The sequence below is a fragment of the Edaphosphingomonas laterariae genome, from assembly GCF_900188165.1.
Taxonomy (GTDB): Bacteria; Pseudomonadota; Alphaproteobacteria; order Sphingomonadales; family Sphingomonadaceae; genus Sphingomonas_E; species Sphingomonas_E laterariae.
In genome coordinates this window covers 175268-194997 of the sequence record NZ_FZOS01000001.1, presented here as the reverse complement: position 1 = coordinate 194997, position 19730 = coordinate 175268, and the positions used below count along the sequence as shown (strand labels likewise).

General features: G+C 64.7%; 14 protein-coding genes. 4 read left to right on the top strand and 10 right to left on the bottom strand.

Annotation, left to right across the window (positions count from 1 at the left end):
* The first annotated feature begins 368 nt into the window (after nucleotides 1-368).
* Nucleotides 369-1598: a methyl-accepting chemotaxis protein gene (locus CHB74_RS00805; protein ID WP_245842525.1), complete on the top strand. Its 1230-nt coding sequence runs from the start codon at nucleotides 369-371 to the stop codon at nucleotides 1596-1598.
* A 77-nt stretch (nucleotides 1599-1675) separates the two neighbouring features.
* Here CHB74_RS00805 and phoB read toward each other — a convergent pair whose 3' ends face one another.
* The 8 genes from phoB to gph all read right to left on the bottom strand — a co-directional run bounded on the left by phoB (nucleotide 1676) and on the right by gph (nucleotide 9731).
* Nucleotides 1676-2374: a phosphate regulon transcriptional regulator PhoB gene (gene phoB, locus CHB74_RS00800; RefSeq protein WP_089217697.1), complete on the bottom strand. Its 699-nt coding sequence runs from the start codon at nucleotides 2372-2374 to the stop codon at nucleotides 1676-1678.
* 5 nt (nucleotides 2375-2379) lie between these two features.
* Nucleotides 2380-3084, bottom strand: coding sequence for a phosphate signaling complex protein PhoU (gene phoU / locus CHB74_RS00795; protein ID WP_089217696.1), 705 nt, complete (start codon nucleotides 3082-3084; stop codon nucleotides 2380-2382).
* 13 nt (nucleotides 3085-3097) lie between these two features.
* Nucleotides 3098-3844 (bottom strand): phosphate ABC transporter ATP-binding protein PstB, encoded by a 747-nt coding sequence (gene pstB / locus CHB74_RS00790; protein ID WP_218821366.1) that lies wholly within the window; start codon nucleotides 3842-3844, stop codon nucleotides 3098-3100.
* 65 nt (nucleotides 3845-3909) lie between these two features.
* Nucleotides 3910-5187, bottom strand: coding sequence for a phosphate ABC transporter permease PstA (gene pstA, locus CHB74_RS00785; RefSeq protein WP_089217694.1), 1278 nt, complete (start codon nucleotides 5185-5187; stop codon nucleotides 3910-3912).
* On the bottom strand, nucleotides 5180-6565 hold the full coding sequence (gene pstC, locus CHB74_RS00780; RefSeq protein WP_089217693.1) for a phosphate ABC transporter permease subunit PstC: 1386 nt from the start codon (nucleotides 6563-6565) through the stop codon (nucleotides 5180-5182). Before pstC ends, pstA begins: the two co-directional genes overlap by 8 nt.
* Before the next feature lie 62 nt (nucleotides 6566-6627).
* Entirely contained in the window at nucleotides 6628-7683 is a 1056-nt protein-coding gene (locus CHB74_RS00775; protein ID WP_425442222.1) for a substrate-binding domain-containing protein, read from the bottom strand.
* 23 nt (nucleotides 7684-7706) lie between these two features.
* Nucleotides 7707-9008 carry a sensor histidine kinase gene (locus tag CHB74_RS00770; protein ID WP_089217977.1) on the bottom strand — a complete coding sequence of 434 codons (1302 nt, stop codon included), beginning with the start codon at nucleotides 9006-9008 and terminating at the stop codon, nucleotides 7707-7709.
* A gap of 54 nt (nucleotides 9009-9062) precedes the next feature.
* Nucleotides 9063-9731 carry a phosphoglycolate phosphatase gene (gene gph / locus CHB74_RS00765; protein ID WP_089217691.1) on the bottom strand — a complete coding sequence of 223 codons (669 nt, stop codon included), beginning with the start codon at nucleotides 9729-9731 and terminating at the stop codon, nucleotides 9063-9065.
* A gap of 59 nt (nucleotides 9732-9790) precedes the next feature.
* Between gph and glmU the strand changes: the two genes are divergently transcribed.
* The 3 genes from glmU to CHB74_RS21865 all read left to right on the top strand — a co-directional run bounded on the left by glmU (nucleotide 9791) and on the right by CHB74_RS21865 (nucleotide 13505).
* Entirely contained in the window at nucleotides 9791-11158 is a 1368-nt protein-coding gene (gene glmU / locus CHB74_RS00760; protein WP_089217690.1) for a bifunctional UDP-N-acetylglucosamine diphosphorylase/glucosamine-1-phosphate N-acetyltransferase GlmU, read from the top strand.
* A gap of 43 nt (nucleotides 11159-11201) precedes the next feature.
* Nucleotides 11202-13025: a glutamine--fructose-6-phosphate transaminase (isomerizing) gene (gene glmS / locus CHB74_RS00755; protein ID WP_089217689.1), complete on the top strand. Its 1824-nt coding sequence runs from the start codon at nucleotides 11202-11204 to the stop codon at nucleotides 13023-13025.
* Nucleotides 13026-13142: 117 nt separating this feature from the next.
* Nucleotides 13143-13505, top strand: a complete 363-nt coding sequence (locus CHB74_RS21865; RefSeq protein WP_089217688.1) for an EF-hand domain-containing protein — start codon at nucleotides 13143-13145, stop codon at nucleotides 13503-13505.
* Between the two features lie 82 nt (nucleotides 13506-13587).
* On the opposite strand, the gene CHB74_RS00745 is transcribed toward CHB74_RS21865, so the two are convergent.
* Together CHB74_RS00745 and CHB74_RS00740 are read right to left on the bottom strand one after the other, a co-directional pair.
* A complete protein-coding gene (locus CHB74_RS00745; protein WP_089217687.1) occupies nucleotides 13588-17781 on the bottom strand; it encodes a hypothetical protein in 4194 nt (1397 codons plus the stop codon).
* Nucleotides 17781-19577: a hypothetical protein gene (locus tag CHB74_RS00740; RefSeq protein ID WP_245842549.1), complete on the bottom strand. Its 1797-nt coding sequence runs from the start codon at nucleotides 19575-19577 to the stop codon at nucleotides 17781-17783. The genes CHB74_RS00745 and CHB74_RS00740 overlap by 1 nt, the downstream gene beginning before the upstream one ends.
* Nucleotides 19578-19730 lie beyond the last annotated feature (153 nt).

The following is a 19730-nucleotide window of genomic DNA, read 5'->3' as shown; positions in this document are numbered from 1 at the left end:
AGCGCAGGCCCGCAGAGTCCTCTTTTAGGCTGTGATCACAAAAATTTGCGCGAAAAGCCATCGCAGCCGCGTGGCGTCTATAAGGGCAATTGGGGGGCCACCCGTCAGGGTGCCGATAGTAAAGCTGATTGTCTTTTTTGCTCGTGGTGCGGTCGCTGAGTCCTCGACCGCCGTATCCTTACGCGTCCGTGTTGCCGGGACGCCCGAAGCGCGCAATCCGCCGATCGGTGACCAGACGGGCCATGGCGTCTCCGACAGGCGACACCAAACAGGACAATCACATGAACTGGTTTACTGCCACGGCACCGATCCGGCTGAAGCTGCTGATCGCGTTTGGGATAATGGCGGCTATCACGGCAATCGAACCAATGAGCCTGGTCCTGGGCGGGCCAGTAGCGGGCATCACCTGCGGCGTCATCGCCACCCTGCTCGCGATCGTGCTGGGGGCATGGTTCCGCTCGGCCATTGCAACGCCTTATGTCACGACCGTCGTTCGCATGGAGGCGCTGGCCGCCGGTGATTTGCAGAGCCCGATCGCCCACACCGAATTTCGCGATTGCGTGGGCCGGATGACCAAGGCGATGTTCACCTTTCGTGACAATGCGCGCAAACAGATCGACCTCAACGTCGAAGCCGAACGCAATTCCGCAATCGTGCGCGGCATGACGGATAATCTGAAGCGGCTGGCGCAGGGCGACCTGACGGCGGAGATCACCGAGGACTATCCTGCGAGCTATGCCGAACTTCGGGCCAATTTCAACGCGGCGCTGGAGTCGCTCCGCGATCTGATCGGTTCGGTCAGGACGAGTGCGCAGACGATCGATACGGGATCGATCGAAATCGCCCGTGCGTCGGAGGACCTTGCGCGCCGGACGGAAGCGAATGCGGCGAGCCTTGAGGAAACCACCGCCGCCGTCACGCAGATGGATGAGCGGCTGAAAAGAACCGCCGATGCCGCCGCGACCACCGTCGAACGCGCCAATGGGACGATCGGCGTCGTTCAGGTGGGGCGCGAGATCGCTGACGACGCGGTGCGGACGATGGGCCGCGTTTCGGAAGGTGCGAAGGGGATCGACACCGTTATCGAGGGGTTGGACAAGATCGCTTTCCAGACCCGCGTGCTGGCGATGAACGCGGCCGTGGAAGCTGGCCGGGCCGGAGAGGCGGGGCGGGGCTTCGCCGTGGTGGCCGACCTTGTATCGGCACTGGCCATGCGGTCGGAGGAAGAGGCGAAGCGGGCGCGCGAGCAACTGACCGCGACGCAGGAGGATATCGGCGCGGCCGTTCATGCCGTGACGCGGGTCGACAGTGCGTTGGCCGATATCGTGACGGACGTGGGGCAGGTTCATGCCCTGCTTGCCGGCATGGCCGACGACAATCGGGCGCAATCCTCTGCGATCTCGGAAATATCGCAGGCCATCGGCGCCATGGATCGCGCAACCCAGCAGAATGCGGCGATGGTCGAGGAAAGCTCGGCAGCGGCGCGCAACCTTGCGTCGGAAGTCGCTTCACTCAGCGCCGAGGCAAGCCGTTTCACGGTCGAGGAAGCTGCGGGCCGGCGCTCGATGACGGCCAGACAGGCGCTTCGCGTCGTCTGACAACATGACGCGCGATTGATGCGGATCGCCTGCGGTGGGGGCTGGAATGGCTCCCACCGCAGATGCGAACGAACCTTTTAGAGCGCGCCTTCGGCGTCGAGCGCGTAGCCCGCCGAGCGGACGGTGCGGATGATATCCGGACGACCGCCATCGTTGATCGCCTTGCGAAGCCGGCGGATGTGGACGTCGACCGTGCGGGGTTCGATGTCGCTGTCGCGTCCCCAGACCGAATCGAGCAGCCGTTCGCGCGAGAAGACGCGGCCGGGATGCTCGAGGAAATGCTTGAGCAGCCGGAATTCGGTGGGGCCGAGCGGCACGGTGGCGCCATCGCGGCGAACCTTGTGGCTCACCGTATCCATCTCGATGTCCGAATAGTTCAGCCGCTCGCCGGCGAGCGCGGGGCGCACGCGGCGCAGCACCGCGCCGACACGCGCGACAAGCTCGCGCGGAGAGAAGGGCTTGGTGACATAATCGTCCGCGCCGGTTTCGAGCCCGCGCACGCGATCCTCTTCCTCGCCGCGCGCCGTGAGCATGATGATCGGCACATTGGCGGTATCGGGCAGGCGGCGCAGGCGGCGGCAGACCTCGATCCCCGACAGGCCTTCGATCATCCAATCGAGCAGCACGAGATCGGGCGGGCTTTCCTGCGCGAGCAGCAAGGCCTCTTCCCCATCGGGCGTGTGTTCAACCTCGAACTCCTCGCGCTCGAAATGCCAGACGAGCAGTTCGGCCAGCGCGGCATCGTCCTCGACGAGCAGCAGGCGGGCACGGGCCATGCGTCTTACTCCTCTTCGGCGGCGAGGGGGTCTTCGCCCTTCGCGCGCTCGGCCATCTGCTTGCCGGTGGCGGCGTAATAGACCATCTCGGCGACGTTGGTTGCGTGATCGCCGATGCGTTCGAGGTTCTTGGCGATGAACAGCAGATGCGTCGACGCGGTGATGGTGTGCGGGTTTTCCATCATGTGCGTCAGCAGCGTGCGGAAGATGCTGTTGTAGAAATCATCGACCGTACGGTCGCTTTCGGCGACGCGCACCGCGCCTTCGGCGTCGCGGCGGGCATAGGCATCGAGCACGGCGTGAACCATGTCCGACACCGATCGCGCCATCGCCGGCAGGATCGAGATCGGCTCGATACCCTTGACGTCGTTGAGCATGTGGACGCGCTTGGCGATGTTCTTCGCGTAATCGCCCATGCGCTCGATCACGCCCGAAATCTTCATCGCGGCGAGGACGTCGCGAAGATCGTCCGCCATCGGCGCGCGCAGCGCGATCAGGCGGATCGCCTGGCGTTCGATCTCGACCTCGAGCGCGTCGATCTTCTTGTCATCCTCGATGATCGCGGCGGCGGCCTCGAGATCGCGCCGGACGAGCGCCTGGATGGCGCCCGCGAGCGCAGCTTCGGCCCGGCCGCCCATTTCGGCGACCAGCGCACGCAGCTGGCCGAGATCTTCGTCGAATGCCTTTACGGTGTGCCCGGTGGTGGCCATCTATCGCGTCTCCTCAGCCGTAACGGCCGGTGATGTAATCCTTGGTCCGCGTTTCGCGGGGATTGGTGAAGATCTCGGACGTGTCGCCATATTCGACGAGCGTGCCGAGGTGGAAAAAGGCGGTGCGCTGCGACACGCGGGCCGCCTGCTGCATGTTGTGCGTGACGATCACGATCGCATAGCGGCCGCGCAGTTCGTGGATCAGTTCCTCGATCTTGGCGGTGGCGATGGGATCGAGCGCCGAACAGGGTTCGTCCATCAGGATCACCTCGGGATCGACCGCGATGGCGCGGGCGATGCACAGGCGCTGCTGCTGGCCGCCGGAGAGGGCGGTGCCGCTGTCGGTCAGGCGATCCTTCACTTCTTCCCACAGGCCCGCGCGCTTCAGCGACTTTTCGACGATCTGGTCCATGTCGGCCTTGGCGGCGGCAAGGCCGTGGATGCGCGGGCCATAAGCGACATTTTCGTAGATCGACTTGGGGAAGGGGTTCGGTTTCTGGAACACCATGCCAACGCGGGCGCGCAATTGCACCACGTCCATCGACGGGGAGTAGATATCCTCGCCATCGAGCGTGATCTGGCCTTCGACGCGGGCCGAAGCCACGGTGTCGTTCATCCGGTTCAGCGTGCGCAGGAAGGTGGACTTGCCACACCCCGACGGGCCGATGAAGGCCGTCACATTTTCCTGCGTTACGTCGATCGAGACGTCCCGGATCGCCTGCTTGGCGCCGTAGAAGACGTTGACGTTGCGCGCAGCCATCTTGAGCGTGCCTTCGGTCGCGGCAGGCTGATGCGCGGCAATGTCGTTGAGCGTGTGGTCGTTCATTACCAGCGTCTTTCGAAGCGATTGCGAAGATAGATGGCGAGGCCGTTCATCGCGAGCAGGAAGACCAGCAGGACGATGATCGCAGCGGACGTCTTTTCGACGAAACCACGGCTGACTTCATCCGACCAGAGGAAGATCTGGACGGGAAGCACGGTCGCCGGATCGGTGATGCCGCCCGGCGGCGAGGCGAGGAAGGCGCGCATGCCGATCATCAGCAGCGGCGCGGTTTCGCCGAGCGCGCGGGCCATGCCGATGATCGTGCCGGTGAGAATGCCCGGCAGCGCGAGCGGCAGCACATGATGGAACACCACCTGCACGCGGCTGGCGCCGATGCCGAGCGCGGCATCGCGGATCGACGGCGGAACCGACTTGATGGCGTTGCGGCCGGCGATGACGATGACGGGCATCGTCATCAACGCCAGCGTAAGGCCGCCGACCAGCGGCGCCGAGCGCGGCAGGTGCATGAAGTTGAGGAATACCGCGAGGCCAAGCAGACCGAAGATGATCGACGGCACCGCCGCCAGATTGTTGATCGACACCTCGATCAGATCGGTCCAGCGGTTCCGGGGCGCATATTCTTCGAGATAGAGCGCGGAGAGCACGCCGATCGGGAAGGCCAGGATCAGCGTCACGAACATCGTGACCAGCGATCCCTTGAGCGCGCCCCAGATGCCGACGAGCGTCGGATCCGTGGAATCCGCCTTGGTGAGGAAGGTCAGGTTGATGCCGGTCTGCACCGCATTGGCAGCCTTCAACCGCGCATAAGCGGCTTCCCCGGCAGCGTCGCCATCGCCCTTGGCGGCGAGATCGACCGACGTGGCGGCGGGCACCCAGATATCCGCCTTGCCTTGCAGGACTTCCGGACGCTCCTTGATCGCTTCGCGCACGCTGAGCCAGGCGCCGTCGGAGAGCAGGCGCGCGCCGCCGTCGCCGAAGGCCGCGTCCGCCGCAGCAGCGGTGACGCCTTCGATGTCGGCGCCGGCGAGCGCGGCATCAGCGCCGAAGCCCTTGAGCGCCGCGGGATCGAGCATCAGCGTCGAGCGCGCGAAATCGACCGGCAGCCGGATCTCGGTCTGCGTGAAGCCGCGCGCGCCATTGCCGACCATGGTGATCAGCAGGAAGGCGAGGAAGGCGGCTGAAACCAGGATGGAGACGAGGCCCAGCGCCTTGAAGCGGCGTTCCGCGGCGTAGCGGCGGCGGATGCGGTTCTGCATCGCCGGGCTGTTCCAGTCGGTCGGCGTGCGCGGCGTGGCAGGCACGGGGATCGGACTATTCATACGCTTCCCGATATTTCTTCACGACGCGCAGGGCGACGATGTTGAGCAGCAGCGTGACGATGAACAGCACCAGGCCCAGCGCGAAGGCGGCGAGCGTCTTGGGGCTGTCGAATTCCTGATCGCCGGTCAGCAACTGAACGATCTGGGTGGTCACCGTGGTCACGCTGGCGAAGGGGTTTGCAGTCATGTTGGCGGCAAGGCCGGCGGCCATCACCACGATCATCGTTTCGCCGATCGCGCGGCTGACGGCGAGGAGCACGCCGCCCACGACGCCCGGAAGCGCCGCCGGAACCAGCACCTTGCTGATCGTTTCGGATGTGGTGGCACCCATGGCGAGGCTGCCATCGCGCATCGCCTGCGGCACGGCGGCGATGGAATCATCCGCCATCGACGAGACGAAGGGGATGATCATGATGCCCATGACAAGGCCGGCGGCGAGCGCGGATTCCGACGAGGCGCCGGGGATGTGAAGGAAGGCGGCGAAATCGCGGATGGCCGGGGCCACCGTGAGCGCGGCGAAATAACCGTAGACGACGGTCGGCACGCCGGCGAGCACTTCGAGCACCGGCTTCATCCACTTGCGGACGCCGGGGGCGGCATATTGCGTCAGATAGATGGCGCTCATCATGCCCAGCGGGATCGCGACGACCATCGCGATGATCGCGCCGATGAAGATCGTGCCCCAGAACAACGGGATCGCGCCGAAAGCCCCGGACGAGCCGACCTGGTCGGCGCGCATCGCGGTCTGCGGGCTCCATGTCGTTCCGAACAGGAATTCGACCGGCGACACCTTGGAGAAGAAGCGCATCGTTTCGAACAGCAGCGAACCGACGATGCCGATCGTGGTGAGGATGGCGATGAGCGATGCGACGAGCAGGCCGATCATCACGACCCGTTCGACCCGGGTGCGCGCGCGGAAATCGGGCCGCAGGCGGGTGAAGGCGAAGGCCCCGCCGGCCAGCGCCAGGATCACGGCCAGTGCGGCGGCGGCGATGCCGTAGCGCGTCTGCGCGGCCTGATAGGCCGGCACCATTTCCTGCGCGAGCGGATAGAAGCCGCCCTGAACGCGACCGGAAGCGAGCCCGCGCACCTCGGCCAGGATCGCGGAACGTTCCATGCCCGCTGCCGGCAGGGTGGCCCCCGCCGGTGTGTCGATCGCGGCCGCCATGGTCAGGCCCGGGGCGATATTGCTCCACACGGCAAGGAAGATCAGCGCCGGGACGATCGCCCACAGCGCGACATACCAGCCATGATGGTTGGGCCGGCTGTGCGGCCGGATCCCCCCGACCGGCTGGAAACCGGCGGCCTTCGCGCGGGCGGTGAGCCACGCGACGAGGCCGAGGCCCAGGATCAGGAACAGGATGGCGAGGTTGGACAAGGCTCAGGCCTTCCGTGTCGTTGCAGGTGCCGCCCCGGCGCTGCCGCCGGGGCGGGCAGGGTTCAGTCGATCGTGGCCGGATCGAGCGGGGTCAGCTTGGTCGCGATGTCGACATTCTTGGCGCGAACGTCGTCAGGCGCGGCGATCAGGCCACGGCGCTTCAGATAGCCGGTTTCGGGGTTCCAGGCGTTGGCATATTCGCCGACAAATTCCTTCAGGCCGGGAATGGCCTTCAGATGCGCGCTCTTGACGTAGATGAAGAGCGGGCGGGCGCCGGGATATTTGTAGCTGGCGATCGTTTCGTAGGTGGGCTCGACGCCCTGAAGCTTTACGCCCTGCACCTTGTCGAGATTTTCCTCGAGGAAGCTGTAGCCGAACACGCCCAGCGCATCGGGATTGGCGACGAGCTTCTGGACGATGAGATTGTCGTTTTCGCCGGATTCGACATAGGCGCCGTCTTCGCGGACCTTGGTGCACACTTCCTTGTGCTTGTCCTTGTCGGCTTCCTTGAGCGTCTTCATCTCCGCATTGGCGTCGCAACCCTTTTCGAGGATGAGTTCGGCGAAGGCGTCGCGCGTGCCGCTGGTCGGCGGCGGGCCGAAAACCTTGATGGCGACTGCCGGCAGGGCCGCGTTCACATCCTTCCAGGTCTTGGCGGTATTGGGCTTGCCATAAGGCGTGGCGGCAAGCGCCTTGTAGATGTCTTCCTCGCTCAGCGCCATTTTGGCGCCGGCCTTGCTTTCGCCGAGTGCGATGCCGTCGATACCGACCTGGATTTCGACGATCTCCGTCACGCCGTTCTTGGTGCAGTCTTCCAGTTCGGACTTCTTGATGCGGCGCGACGCGTTCGCCACGTCGGGGAACTGCGCGCCGACGCCGGCGCAGAACTGCTTGAGGCCCGCGCCCGTGCCGGTCGATTCGACGATCGGCGCCTTGAAGGACGGAAACTTGCGCGGGAACTGTTCGGCAACGGCCGTGGTGAAGGGATAGACGGTGGACGAACCGACCGCGCGGATCTGATCGCGCGAGCCGCCGCCGGCATCGCCAGCGCCGCCTTCGCCCTGGCATCCGGCCAGCGCCAGCGCCGCCATGCCGATCAGATAGTGAAACTTAGCCAAATCGTCCTCCCTCGAAACCGGGATCAAGCCGGGTCGATGTGCGCGCTAGTGCGGTTCGGGGTGCCCTCTGTGACGTTTGCGTGACTCTTTGATGACAGCGCCCCCATTTGGGGTGCGATTGCGGCGGGCAGGAACACGCTCACCAATGTTCCACGGCCCACTTCGCTGCGGATTTCCAGCCTGCCGCGATGCCGCTCGACGATATGTTTCACGATGGCCAGGCCAAGGCCCGTTCCACCCAGCGAGCGGCTGCGGCCGGGATCGACGCGATAGAATCGCTCGGTGAGTCGCGGGATATGTTCGGCCGGAATGCCTTCGCCCTCATCGCGCACGCACAGCTTCACCATATTGCCCGACGCCGGCTTGACCGTGACCCGCACTGGAGAGCCGGGACGGCCATATTTCAGGGCGTTGCCGATGAGATTGTGCAGGAGTTGCGAGATCTGCACCTTGTCGCCCGAGATCGGCGGGACATCGGCCGCAATGTCGACGACGACGCGATCGCCATTTTCGACGATGCCATTGTGGAAAGCGCCGCGCACATCCTCGATCAACGGGGCAAGCGCGACGGGGGTTTGCGGCACGCTGTATTTTTCCGCTTCGATGCGCGACAGCGACATCAGATCGTCGACAAGACGCTGCATCCGCTTGGCTTCGCCGAACATGATCTTGAGGAAACGGCCGCGCGTCGCGGGGTTTTCGGCGGCCTTGCCGTCCTCCAGCGTCTCGATGAAGCCGAGCAGGGTGGCGAGCGGCGTGCGCAGTTCGTGGCTGGCGTTGGCGACGAAATCGACGCGCATCTTTTCGGCGGCATGGGTGCCGGTGCGATCCGCCAACCGGACGAGCAGCCCGCGCCCCCAGATGGGATGGACGACAAGTTCCCACCGCCGTTCGCGATCGCCGATGCCGACCAGTTCGATCGGTGCGTCATCGGCGCCATCGTCCGCCGTGCGCCGGAGGGTCAGCCTGTCGGTCGCCGCCGGGTGGCGAATCGCCAGCCGCACGTCTTCCCCGATGATGTGATCGCCCAGAACCGCGCGCGCGGCGGCATTGGCGACGGTGACGATCTGCCCGCTGACCAGCAACATGGGATCGTCGATCGCCTCCATCACCTCGTCCAAGCTGGGCTGGGGCGTTTCGTCTCCGGCGGGCTCGACGCTGGGTTCGGGGGCGTGGGCGTGCCAGGCGAACCACGCGCCCAAGGCGGCGATCGCACCGGTCAGTGCGGCAGGTTCGCCCCCCGCGCCGAGCATGAAGGCCAGGCCGAACCCGACGATCGCGGCGATGCAGGTGAGCAGGATACGAAGCGGGGCAGGTGGTTGCATGGCCTGCATCTTATGGCGGGTTTGTTACACGTGCCATGCAGCATTCAGCGGATTTCAGCCGGCGATGCGTTCCAGCGCGGGGATAAGATCGTCGAAATGGTCGATCAGGGCATCGGCGCCGAGCTGATCCGCCGGGCGATCGGAAAAGCCGAAGCTGACGGCAACGCAGGGAATGCCCGCAGCCTTCGCCGTGTCGGTATCGGTGATCGAATCGCCGACAAAAGCGGCACGGCCGCCGCCTGCGCGCTCGATCGCGGCGAACAGCGGGGCGGGATCGGGCTTGCGGACGGGCAGCGTGTCACCGCCGACAAGGGCCACGAAGCGGTCCTTCCAGCCGAGCGTGTCGATGAGTTCGCGGCTCAACCCTTCGAGCTTGTTGGTGCAGACGGCGAGCTTCACGCCGCGTGCGGCCAGCGCGTCGAGTGCGGCCTCCAGCCCTTCGAACGGGCGCGAATGATCGGCGATATGGGACTGATAATATTCGAGGAAGATGGGAAATCCGCGCTCGATAAGCTCTTCGTTGACCTCGCCGGTGGCAGCTAGGCCCTTGCTGAGCAGCGCACGGGCGCCGTGGCCGACCATGTGGCGGACATCTTCCGCCGGAACGGGCGGGCGGCCGAGTGCCTGAAGCGCATGGTTGAGCGCCGCCGTGAGATCGGGCGCGGTATCGGCGAGCGTGCCATCAAGGTCGAAAGCGACCACGGCGAAGGGAAAATCGTTCATTTGCCTCCTTTCACTCGGCGCTTATGGCGTTGGCAAGCGCACTATGGCAGGGAACCGGCATGGCCGATCCGAAAAGCACGCAAACCCGCCCTTTCGCCGCGGTGATTCTGGCCGCCGGCAAGGGCACCCGGATGAAATCCGATCTCCACAAGGTGCTGCATCCCATCGCCGGAAGGCCGATGCTGAGCCATTTGATGGCCTCGGCCGATCTGCTCGGCCCGGCGGCGAAGGTCGTCGTCGTCGGCGCGGGCCGCGATCAGGTGGAGCGGCAGGTGGCGGATGCGGCGAAGGTTGTCGTGCAGGAACCACAATTGGGCACGGGCCACGCGGTGCAGCAGGCCGAAGCGGCGCTCGGCGATTTCGACGGGGATGTCCTCGTGCTTTATGGCGATGTGCCGCTGGTGCGTGCCGAAACCATGGCGCGGATGCTCGATCGCCTGAACGCGGATGATCGCCCCGCCAGCGTTGTCCTGGGTTTCCGACCCACCGATCCGCTGGCTTATGGGCGGATCATCGCCGAGGACGGCGTGGTCGCCAAGATGGTCGAGTTCAAGGATGCGAGCCCAGCCGAGCGCGCGGTGACGCTGTGCAATTCCGGGCTGATGGCGGTGCGAGGGCGCGATCTGTGGGCGCTGCTGGCGCGCGTTGGCAACGATAATGCGGCCGGTGAATATTATCTGCCCGATATCGTGATGCTCGCGGCGGCCGATGGGCGGCGTTCGGCGGTGATCGAGGCGGAGGCCTGGGAAGTTGCGGGCGTCAACAGCCGTGCCGAATTGGCCGGCGTGGAGGCCGAGTGGCAGCAACGCCGCCGAGCACAGGCGATGGCGGACGGCGCGACGCTGATCGCGCCGGAAACCGTGTGGTTCGCGCATGACACCGCGATCGGCCGTGACGTGGTGATCGAACCGCAGGTGTTCTTCGGCCCCGGCGTCAGCATTGGCGACCGGGTGACGATCCACGGCTTTTCCCATATCGAGGGGGCGACGGTACGCAACGGCGCCCAGATCGGGCCTTATGCTCGCCTGCGCCCCGGCGCGGACGTGGGTGAAAAGGCTAAGGTCGGCAATTTCGTCGAGATGAAGAAGGCGCGGCTGGGCACGGGGGCCAAGGCCAACCACCTGACCTATCTGGGCGATGCCGACGTGGGCGAGGGCGCCAATATCGGCGCTGGCACGATCACCTGCAATTATGACGGCTATTTCAAATATCCGACGAAGATCGGGGCGGGTGCGTTCATCGGATCGAACAGCGCGCTGGTGGCACCGGTCGCGATCGGCGATGGCGCCATTGTCGGCGCGGGATCGGTGGTGACGCGCGACGTGCCGGCCGATGCGCTCGGCGTCGCACGGGGCGCGCAGGAGATAAAGACGGGCTGGGCAGCGCGTTTCCGCGCAGCGATGGCAGCGAAGAAGAAGGCAGGCTGAGAGGCCAGGGCGCTTCCACCAATTTCAGGGACGGACCGAAAATATGTGCGGCATCATCGGTATCATCGGGCGTGAAGACGTGGCGGATCGGCTGCTGGCGGGGCTCCGCCGGCTGGAATATCGGGGCTATGATTCCGCCGGCGTCGCGGTCGTTGAAAATGGCGTGCTGGCTCGTCGCCGTGCCGAGGGCAAGCTGGACAATCTGGCGCGGAAGCTCGCTGCCGAGCCGCTCGATGGAACGGTGGGCATCGCGCACACGCGCTGGGCGACGCATGGCGCGCCGACCGAGGACAACGCCCACCCCCATGTCGTGGGTGAGGTGACGCTGGTTCACAACGGCATCATCGAGAATTTCAAGCCGCTGCGCGACGCGCTGATCGCCGAAGGGCGGACCTTCGCGAGCCAGACCGACACCGAGGTGGTCGCGCATCTGGTCGACCGCGAGCTTCAGCGCGGGCTGAGCCCGGTCGACGCCGTGAAGAAGGTGCTGCCGCAGCTTCACGGGGCGTTCGCGCTCGCCTTCCTGTTCCGCAGCCATCCCGACCTGTTGATCGGCGCGCGCCTTGGGGCGCCGCTGGTGGTGGGTTATGGCGAAGGCGAGACCTATCTCGGTTCGGACGCGCTGGCGCTCGCTCCGCTGACCCAGAAGATCGCCTATCTCGACGAGGGCGACTGGGCGGTGCTGACCCGAGACGGCGTGACGATCCACGATCGCGACAACCAGGTTGTCGACCGGCCGACGACGATTTCGGGCCTGACCGGCGCGATGATCGACAAGGGCAACCATCGCCATTTCATGCAGAAGGAGATCTTCGAGCAGCCGGTGGTCGTGGCGCAGACGCTGGGATCCTATCTGCGGCCGCTGGCGGGCGAGGTTTCGCTGCCGATCCCCGAATTCGATTTCACCCAGATCCGTCGCGTGACGATCGTCGCCTGCGGCACCAGCTTTTATGCCGGCATGGTGGCGAAATACTGGTTCGAGCAGTTTGCCCGCGTGCCGGTGGATTTGGATGTCGCATCCGAATTCCGTTACCGTGAACCCGTGCTGGAAGATGGCGGGCTGGCGCTGTTCATCAGCCAGTCCGGCGAGACGGCGGACACATTGGCGGCGCTGCGCCATGCGCGTGCCGCCGGCCAGAAGATCGCGGTCGTGGTGAATGTGCCGACCAGTTCGATGGCGCGTGAGGCCGATCTGCTGTTGCCCACCCATGCCGGGCCGGAAATCGGCGTGGCATCCACCAAGGCCTTCACCTGCCAGCTGGCCGTGCTGGCGGCGCTTGCCGCCAATTTCGCCCGCGCTAAGGGGCGCCTGAGCCGTGAGGAAGAGCAGGAAATCGTTCGCCACCTCGCCGAGGCGCCGGCGGCGATGAATGCGGCGATTGCCCATGACGACGAGATCGAGGCGCTGGCTCCGCTGATCGCCAAGGCGCGCGACGTGCTCTATCTCGGTCGCGGGCCGGATTATCCGATGGCGCTGGAAGGCGCGTTGAAGCTGAAGGAAATCAGCTATATCCATGCCGAAGGCTATGCCGCCGGCGAGATGAAGCATGGCCCGATCGCGCTGATTGACGAACATGTTCCGGTGATCGTGATCGCGCCGTCCGGGCCGCTGTTCGACAAGACGGTGTCGAACATGCAGGAGGTGCAGGCGCGCGGCGGCAAGGTGGTGTTGATTTCCGACGCCGAAGGCATTGCCGCAGCGGGCGAGGGCACGATCGCGACGATCGAGATGCCGCGCGTTCACCCGTTGATCGCGCCGCTGGTCTATGCCGTTCCGGTGCAGTTGCTCGCTTATCATGTCGCCGTGGCGAAGGGCACGGACGTGGATCAGCCGCGCAATCTCGCAAAATCGGTTACCGTCGAATAAGGCACGGGCGGCCGCTTTTCAGGGAAACATCGCTCTCGCCAACGGTTGATACGCGATCGAACACGGCCGCGCCCTTGCATCGGCGGCGGCCGATCGACCGTGCGACAGGAGAGCAAGATGAAATATGCTGCGCTTTTGGCGGCGGGGGCCATGGCCCTTGCCGTGCCCGCGTTCGCGGGCGGCGGGAAATCCGCCGATGCCGATGGCAATGGTCAGATCACCAAGGCGGAATTCGACGCCTCGACCCAGGCTGAATGGACCAAGCACGACAAGGACGGCAACGGCCAGTTGTCGATGGCCGAGGCGGGCGCCAAGGATCCGGCGAAATGGAAGGCGGCGGACACCAATGGCGATGGTTCGCTATCGGCGGCGGAATTCGCGGCCAAGAAATCCGCGTGGTTCGCCAAGGCGGATAGCAACGCCGATGGCATGATCAGCCAGGCCGAACAACATACCGCTATGGCGAGCAAATCCCACTGATCGCCATTTCAGCGAGATTATCGTTGGAATATTTGAAATCGAGCCCGCCGTCCGCCGTGTCGGCGGGCTCGATCTTTTTCGGTTATCGCCCGGCGCTGCGCGCGGGCACCCAATCGGCGAAGGATGGCGTGTCGACCACCTTGTAGGGGAATCCCTTCCGGTTGAGGAACAACCGCTCCATTTCCGGGCGGGTGAAGGGGCGCGATCCGAGCCGGCCGAAGATGGCGATCTGGCCGCCGCTTTCGTCCACGCCGCGATCGCGATCCAGCCCCTTGGAAAGCGCGAGCGCCGGCGAATTCGTCTTGGCCCATGCGATCAATTCCGGCCTGGGCGCGGGCGAGAAGCCGTAGAAATTCGGCTGGCTGGCCGGCGACGTCAGCTGGAGAATCTTCATGCCGTTACGTCCGTCCGCGACATAAGCGAACAGCGAAGCATTGGTGGTGCCGACGATGACGTCTTCCGCATCGTTGAGCGGGTGCGAAGTCCCGGCGAAATCGACCTTCTGGTAGATCGTCGGCTTTTCCGGGTTCTTGACGTCGAGGATGACGAGACCGTCCTGCTTGGCGGCGACATAGGCGAATGTCCGCGCGAGATAGAGGCGCTGGGCATTGGCCAACGGCACCGTGGCTTCGGGGATCGCCCTGGGCGAGCCGAGGGTCGTGACGTCGAACAATTGCACGCCATCGGCGCTGGTGACCCACAGATAGCGGAACTGGATCGCCGAGGCGCGGGCATCGCGAACCGGCAGCACCGCCGCAAGGCGGGGCTTCAGCGGATCATCGAGATCGACGACCACAAGCCCGGCATCGGCCGTGATATAGGCATAATGGCCGCCGAGCGTGATGTGGCGGGCACCGTTGAGCACGCCATTCTCGTTCCAGGTCACATCGCGCTTGAAGAAATTGTTGCGCGGTTCGCCATCGGCCAGCGTGTCGACATTGACCACGATCAGGCCTTCCGCCGAGTCCGTCACGAAGGCGTAATGGTAGATCGGATGGAATGGCTGTTCCTGATTGAGCTCGCGAAGTTCCGGCGTGTTCCGCGTCGGCGCGATGGCCTGCATCGTCGGCAGCGCCATGCAGGTCGCGTTGGTCGACTTGACCTTCGTGCCCTGCCCAAGCGGTGAGACGGGCGCGGTGATGATCCGTTCCGAGAAGCCCTTGTTGGCGATCGACGCCACGTCATAGGCCTCGAACCCGCCCTTGCCCTGCGCCACGAACATATATTCGCCGCGCAGCTGTAGACAGCGGACGCCATCGGACGTGCCCTGATGGGTGTTGGCGAATTCCTCCATGGCGTAACGTTCGCCCGACAGCTTCTTGTCGAACGGCTTGCCGCGCCGCCATTCGATCAGTTCGCGGCCATGATCCTGATGCGCCTTCCAGTAATCCGGATAGGCATATTTGTGGAGATAGGAGCCGATCACCGCCTGCGGCTCGTCCCACTCGGTCACGCGGATCGCCTGGAAACCGCCTTCGAGGCCGGTCCACGCGTTCATGCCGACGAAGTTGACGAAGTTGGTGCCTAGCAGCAGCGTCTGCGTCATGATCGCATTGTTATCGTTCGCGGCGGACAGGTGGCAATCGGTGCAGGTCTTCGTCTCGGTCTTGCGCACCGTGTGCGGGAAGTGCGGTGCGAAAGCCTGCGACGAGAAGCCGATCGCCGAGATCGGCGGCTGCTGGATATAGATCCGCTCGCGGTTGATATTGGTCGACGAGAGCACCAGCGCCGAAGTGGACCGGATCGGCGCGATCTGGTTGCCCTTGGTCGTCTGGTGCCGGCCGAGCTGGAACATCTCGTCGCGCGCGACCTGCGGGTTGTAGGTCGCGAAGTTGCGCGTTTCGATGCCGTCATATTTGTGGCTGCTGGTCTTCCAGTTCGCCTCGATCGGCAGGTGGCAGCCGCCGCAGGACGTGGTCCACGACAGGTGGCAGGTGAAACAGGCCATGTCGGGATCCTTGTGCGCGCGATCTTCCATCGCGACGCCCGGACCGAAGGCATATTTGCCGGTTTCGGCGCCCTGCTTCGACATCAGCTTGGCGCGGGCCGCCTTCAGGTTGAAGTGCGGATTGCCCTCCGTCACCGCATCCTTGACGAGGCTGACCTCCCATTCGAGCTTGGGATCGATGATCGAGCGCTGAATGAGGACGCGCTGGCCGCCGCGCTCCACCCATTCGAAACGGCGCTTGCCGTCGGCATTGCGCAGCAGTGCCAGATTGTTGCCGCTCGGCGGAGCCGCCGGGCCCGATGTCAGCAAGGTCGGATAGGCGTCGGCCGTGCCGTGGCAGTCCTTGCAGCCGATTTCGATCGCGTTGGCGACTTCGCCATAGATCAGCCCGTTGCCATGGCTGTCCTGCGCGAAGTGGCAATCGGCGCATTGCAGGCCCTTTTCGGCGTGGATGTCCATCATGTGGACGGCCTTGCCGGGCTGTTCGCCGACATCGGCGAAGAGCTTCTTCGCCTTGAGATCGAGGTCGGGGTCCGAGGGATCGACGACATTGCCGCGCTCGTCGACGAACTGGCCGGCGTCGTTCTTGCGATAGAGGCGGAATTTTTCGGGATCGTCGGCGCGCACGACTTTGCCGTCGGCATCCAGCAGATTGCCTTCGCGATCACGCTTGAAGATGGCGCGGAAGTTCCAGCCATGGCCGTGATAGTCGGCGAACTGGGTGTCCTTCGCACGCAGGTTCACATTGTCGTAGACGTTGCGCAGGAAATCCACGTCCGCCCACAGGCCGCGCGGCGATGCGCCTTCGGGATTGCGATCGAGCACCGCGTGCACTTCGGCAGCGGTGGGATAACGCTGTTTCTTGTAATGATCCGCCGGCTTGCCGTGCGGGGGCGGCAAGGGGTTATCCGGGTTCGGCCACATCAATGGTGCGTCGGATTCATAATCCCACATCGTGTAGCCGAGGTAGGAATTCAGGAAGATATTGGGCTGGTGCATGTGGCAGTTCATGCACTGGGCGGTCGGGATGGCACGCGTGAAGGCGTGCTGGATCGGGTGGCCCTTTTCCTTGATGCCGGTGCCCACCGGGTGCGGAACGCTATCCGCGCCGCCGCCCTTGTTGGCGTTGGGCGCGACAGCGGCATGGCCATCGCCATGGCTGTCGCCATGTCCGGCTTCCATCTTGTTGGCGATCGTCGGATCGACCGTGGCGGTCTGCCCGTCGCGGCCATATTTCGCGTAGGTCAGGCTGTGACGCGGTTCGCGATCGTTGGCGTAGATGACGTGGCAGCCGGCGCAGCCCGAATTGCGATAATCGCCGGGCTGGTCGTTGGTGCCCATGAACCACATGAACGGATCGTTGAGGCGGGTCTTGTGGATATTGAGCACGGGAATGGCGACGCGCAGGCCCGTTCCCGGACCGCGGTTGGATTGGCGCAGGTCGGGGCGGCCGGGCTCTTCAAGGCGCTGGATGGTGCCGCCGATGTTGGGCAGGCCGATTTCCGGGAATTGGGTGCCGATATTGCGGCCGCCGCGCTCGAACACGCGAAAGATGTCGCCCGGCGGGATCACATGCCAGGTTGGCAGCGGATACATGGTCGCCAGCGCGCCGCGCTTGGCCTCGGCCTCGGTAACCGTGCCGTGCGGCGAACCGGGCGATTTCAGCTGGGCGGGCTGACCGTCGCGCGTATAGGCCTCGCCGAACATGTAGTTCTTGTAGGGGACGATGCCGTTATTATAGGCGCCACCGCCCCACAGCATCGCACCCGTGGACATGAGCGAGCGTTCGGCCGCCTCGATAACATCGAGATGGCAGGCGCCGCATGCCTCGCGCGCGACGCGATAATCCGATGGGTTGACGAAGCGCACATATTCCGGCGCTTCACGGTTGAGCAGTGTGTAGCTGCGCTGCGGATTGGCGGATGACGGCCAATGCCAGCTCTTGGGATAACGCGGCAGGACATGCGCCTTGTCGCGCGCGGCAACATAGGCCGGCGCGTCGTGCGGCAGGGACGCGTCGCCCACGATTTTGGCATCGCCGCCATGGCAATCGACGCAGCCGAGCACGACGGCGGGCGAACGATGCATCGTCTTCTGATCGCTGGCGGTGTGGCAGGTGACGCAGCCCGCGCTTTTTTCGTCGGCTTCGGCCCAGCCCTGATTTTGCGGGGCGGGCGGGGTGAAGGCATATTTGATGTTGCGGGGCTTTTCGCCTTCCGCCGCAATCCCCTGCGCCGCGCCGAAAAGGCCGATCGCGGCGGCCATGGCCAGCGCCCCCAGCGCCGCCCGGTTCACGGCTCGCGTCAGAATGTTCGCCCCCATAGCCATCAGAATGTCAGGATCGCGTTGAACAGGACGGAATAATAACGATCGTCGCCCTGATTGTTGGAGAAGAGGTCGGAAAAGCCCTGGCCCGGATCGAGCACGGCCGCCGAGAGGCGGAACACCGCGTTCTGGACGGCGGACGGGCGCCAGACCGTCGACACCGAATAATCCCACCCGATTTCCTTGGGGATGCTGCCTTCGACGCGGAGCGCGCGCAGCGTTGCCGTGTTTTCGAACCAGAGATGGTTCACATTGGCGGAAACCCGGAACGTGGGCGTCAGATCGAAATCACCGCCGACGCCGACCAGCATCGTGCCGGGATTGTTGAAGTTGGACTGGCCCTGTTCCTTCGACGAACGCAGCGAGTTGAGAATACCGTTGCGGCCGTTGATCGAAACCGCGCGGCCGCCGCCGGCAAAAGGCACGGTCTGACGGACCCAATAACTTGTGTCGGCGCCGGCGAAGAGCGGGTTTTCGAAGATCGCGTCGAACCCGGTTTCCTTATTGTCATAAGGATCGCCGTCGCCGGACGCGTAAAGGCCCGACAGGCGGAAGCGCATCCAGTTATGATCGTAGCTGAGCTCCGCAGCGCCGAAGAACGCGCGAATATCGGCCGGTTTGTCGGTGAAGAAGCTGTTCCGGTCCTCGCCGAAGGCACCGTAGATCGAGGTCGTCAGGTTGAGCCGGCCGATCCGTCCGTCGGCGGCATAGCCGAGATAGGTGACGTCATAATCGCGTGGGCGCAGGCTGCCGAGCAGGGCGGGGCGCACGGGGAAGCCGTTATCGTCGACCTCGATTTCGCCATCACCCTCGCGGTTGATGTTGAGCGTCGCGCTGACCTGGCTGGTGATGCCCGGCAACGGGAAGTCCTGACGGAAGGCGTTCGCGTAGAAAATGAAATCGTCGCGCGGTGTCTGCACGACGCTGTTCAGGCCGGAATTGGTGTCCTTCTCCAGCCGCCAGATCGCGCCGACATTATATTGGAAACGATTATTGTCGCGATTGCCGAACAGACGCACGCCCAACTGGTTGTCCTGAAACAGGAATCCCCGGAAATCCATGTTGAAGGGCTGCACGCCGACGCGCACGGAATCGAAATCGAAGCGGTCCGAAACATTGCGGAAGTGATAGTCGATGAAGGCTTCCTGCACGCCCAGGAAGGAATCGGTGCGGTGGCTCTTCTTCGACGGCTCGACATGCAGGACGCGCCGCTGCTTCACGTCCACATAGTTGATATTGTAGGCGAGGATGACGCGATATTCGACGTTCGGCGGCTTGTAGGCGGTCGATCCCTTGATCAGCGAAGCGCCGAAGATGAAGGTCTGCGCCGCGACGATGCTGTCGTCACGCCCGAACACGTCCAGACTATCAGGATCTTCCGTTGTCTGTACGCCCACCGGCTGCGGGAAAGAGCGCGGTTCGACGATCGTGTCGGACGTGCCGTTGACGACCAGAAACCAGTCATCCCCCGTGATCGGCAGCCAGCTTGGCTTGGATCTGAGGTCGATCGGCCGATCGCCCTTCAGGAAGTTCTGGTTATAGGGATCCCAGGCGGAGTGGCAGACGGCCTGCACGCCCGCGAAATTCTTGTCCGGGCAAAGCGCCTTCACCAGCCGCCAGCGATCCGGGATCGGGAACTGATCGGTCGGAAACGCTTCTGGTGGCGGCGGGCGCACGGCACCCGCATTTTCCTGGACGATCGGTTCGGGCAGGCCCTTTTCCACACCGGGGCGCCTGCGTCCGTCGATCAGCGCATCCTCGGCATCGATGGCTGGCGGAGTGGGGGCTTCGGCCTGCATGTCAGGCGTCAGGACGAGCGTGTCGACCGGGGCGGGCGCGGTTTGCGCCGGCGCATCGGACATGGCCAGCGTCAATTCCAGCACCGGCGGGGTCTGCTTGGTTTCGGCTGGCAGATCGTCGGACGGCGCGACCTCGGGCGGAGGCGTTGCCAG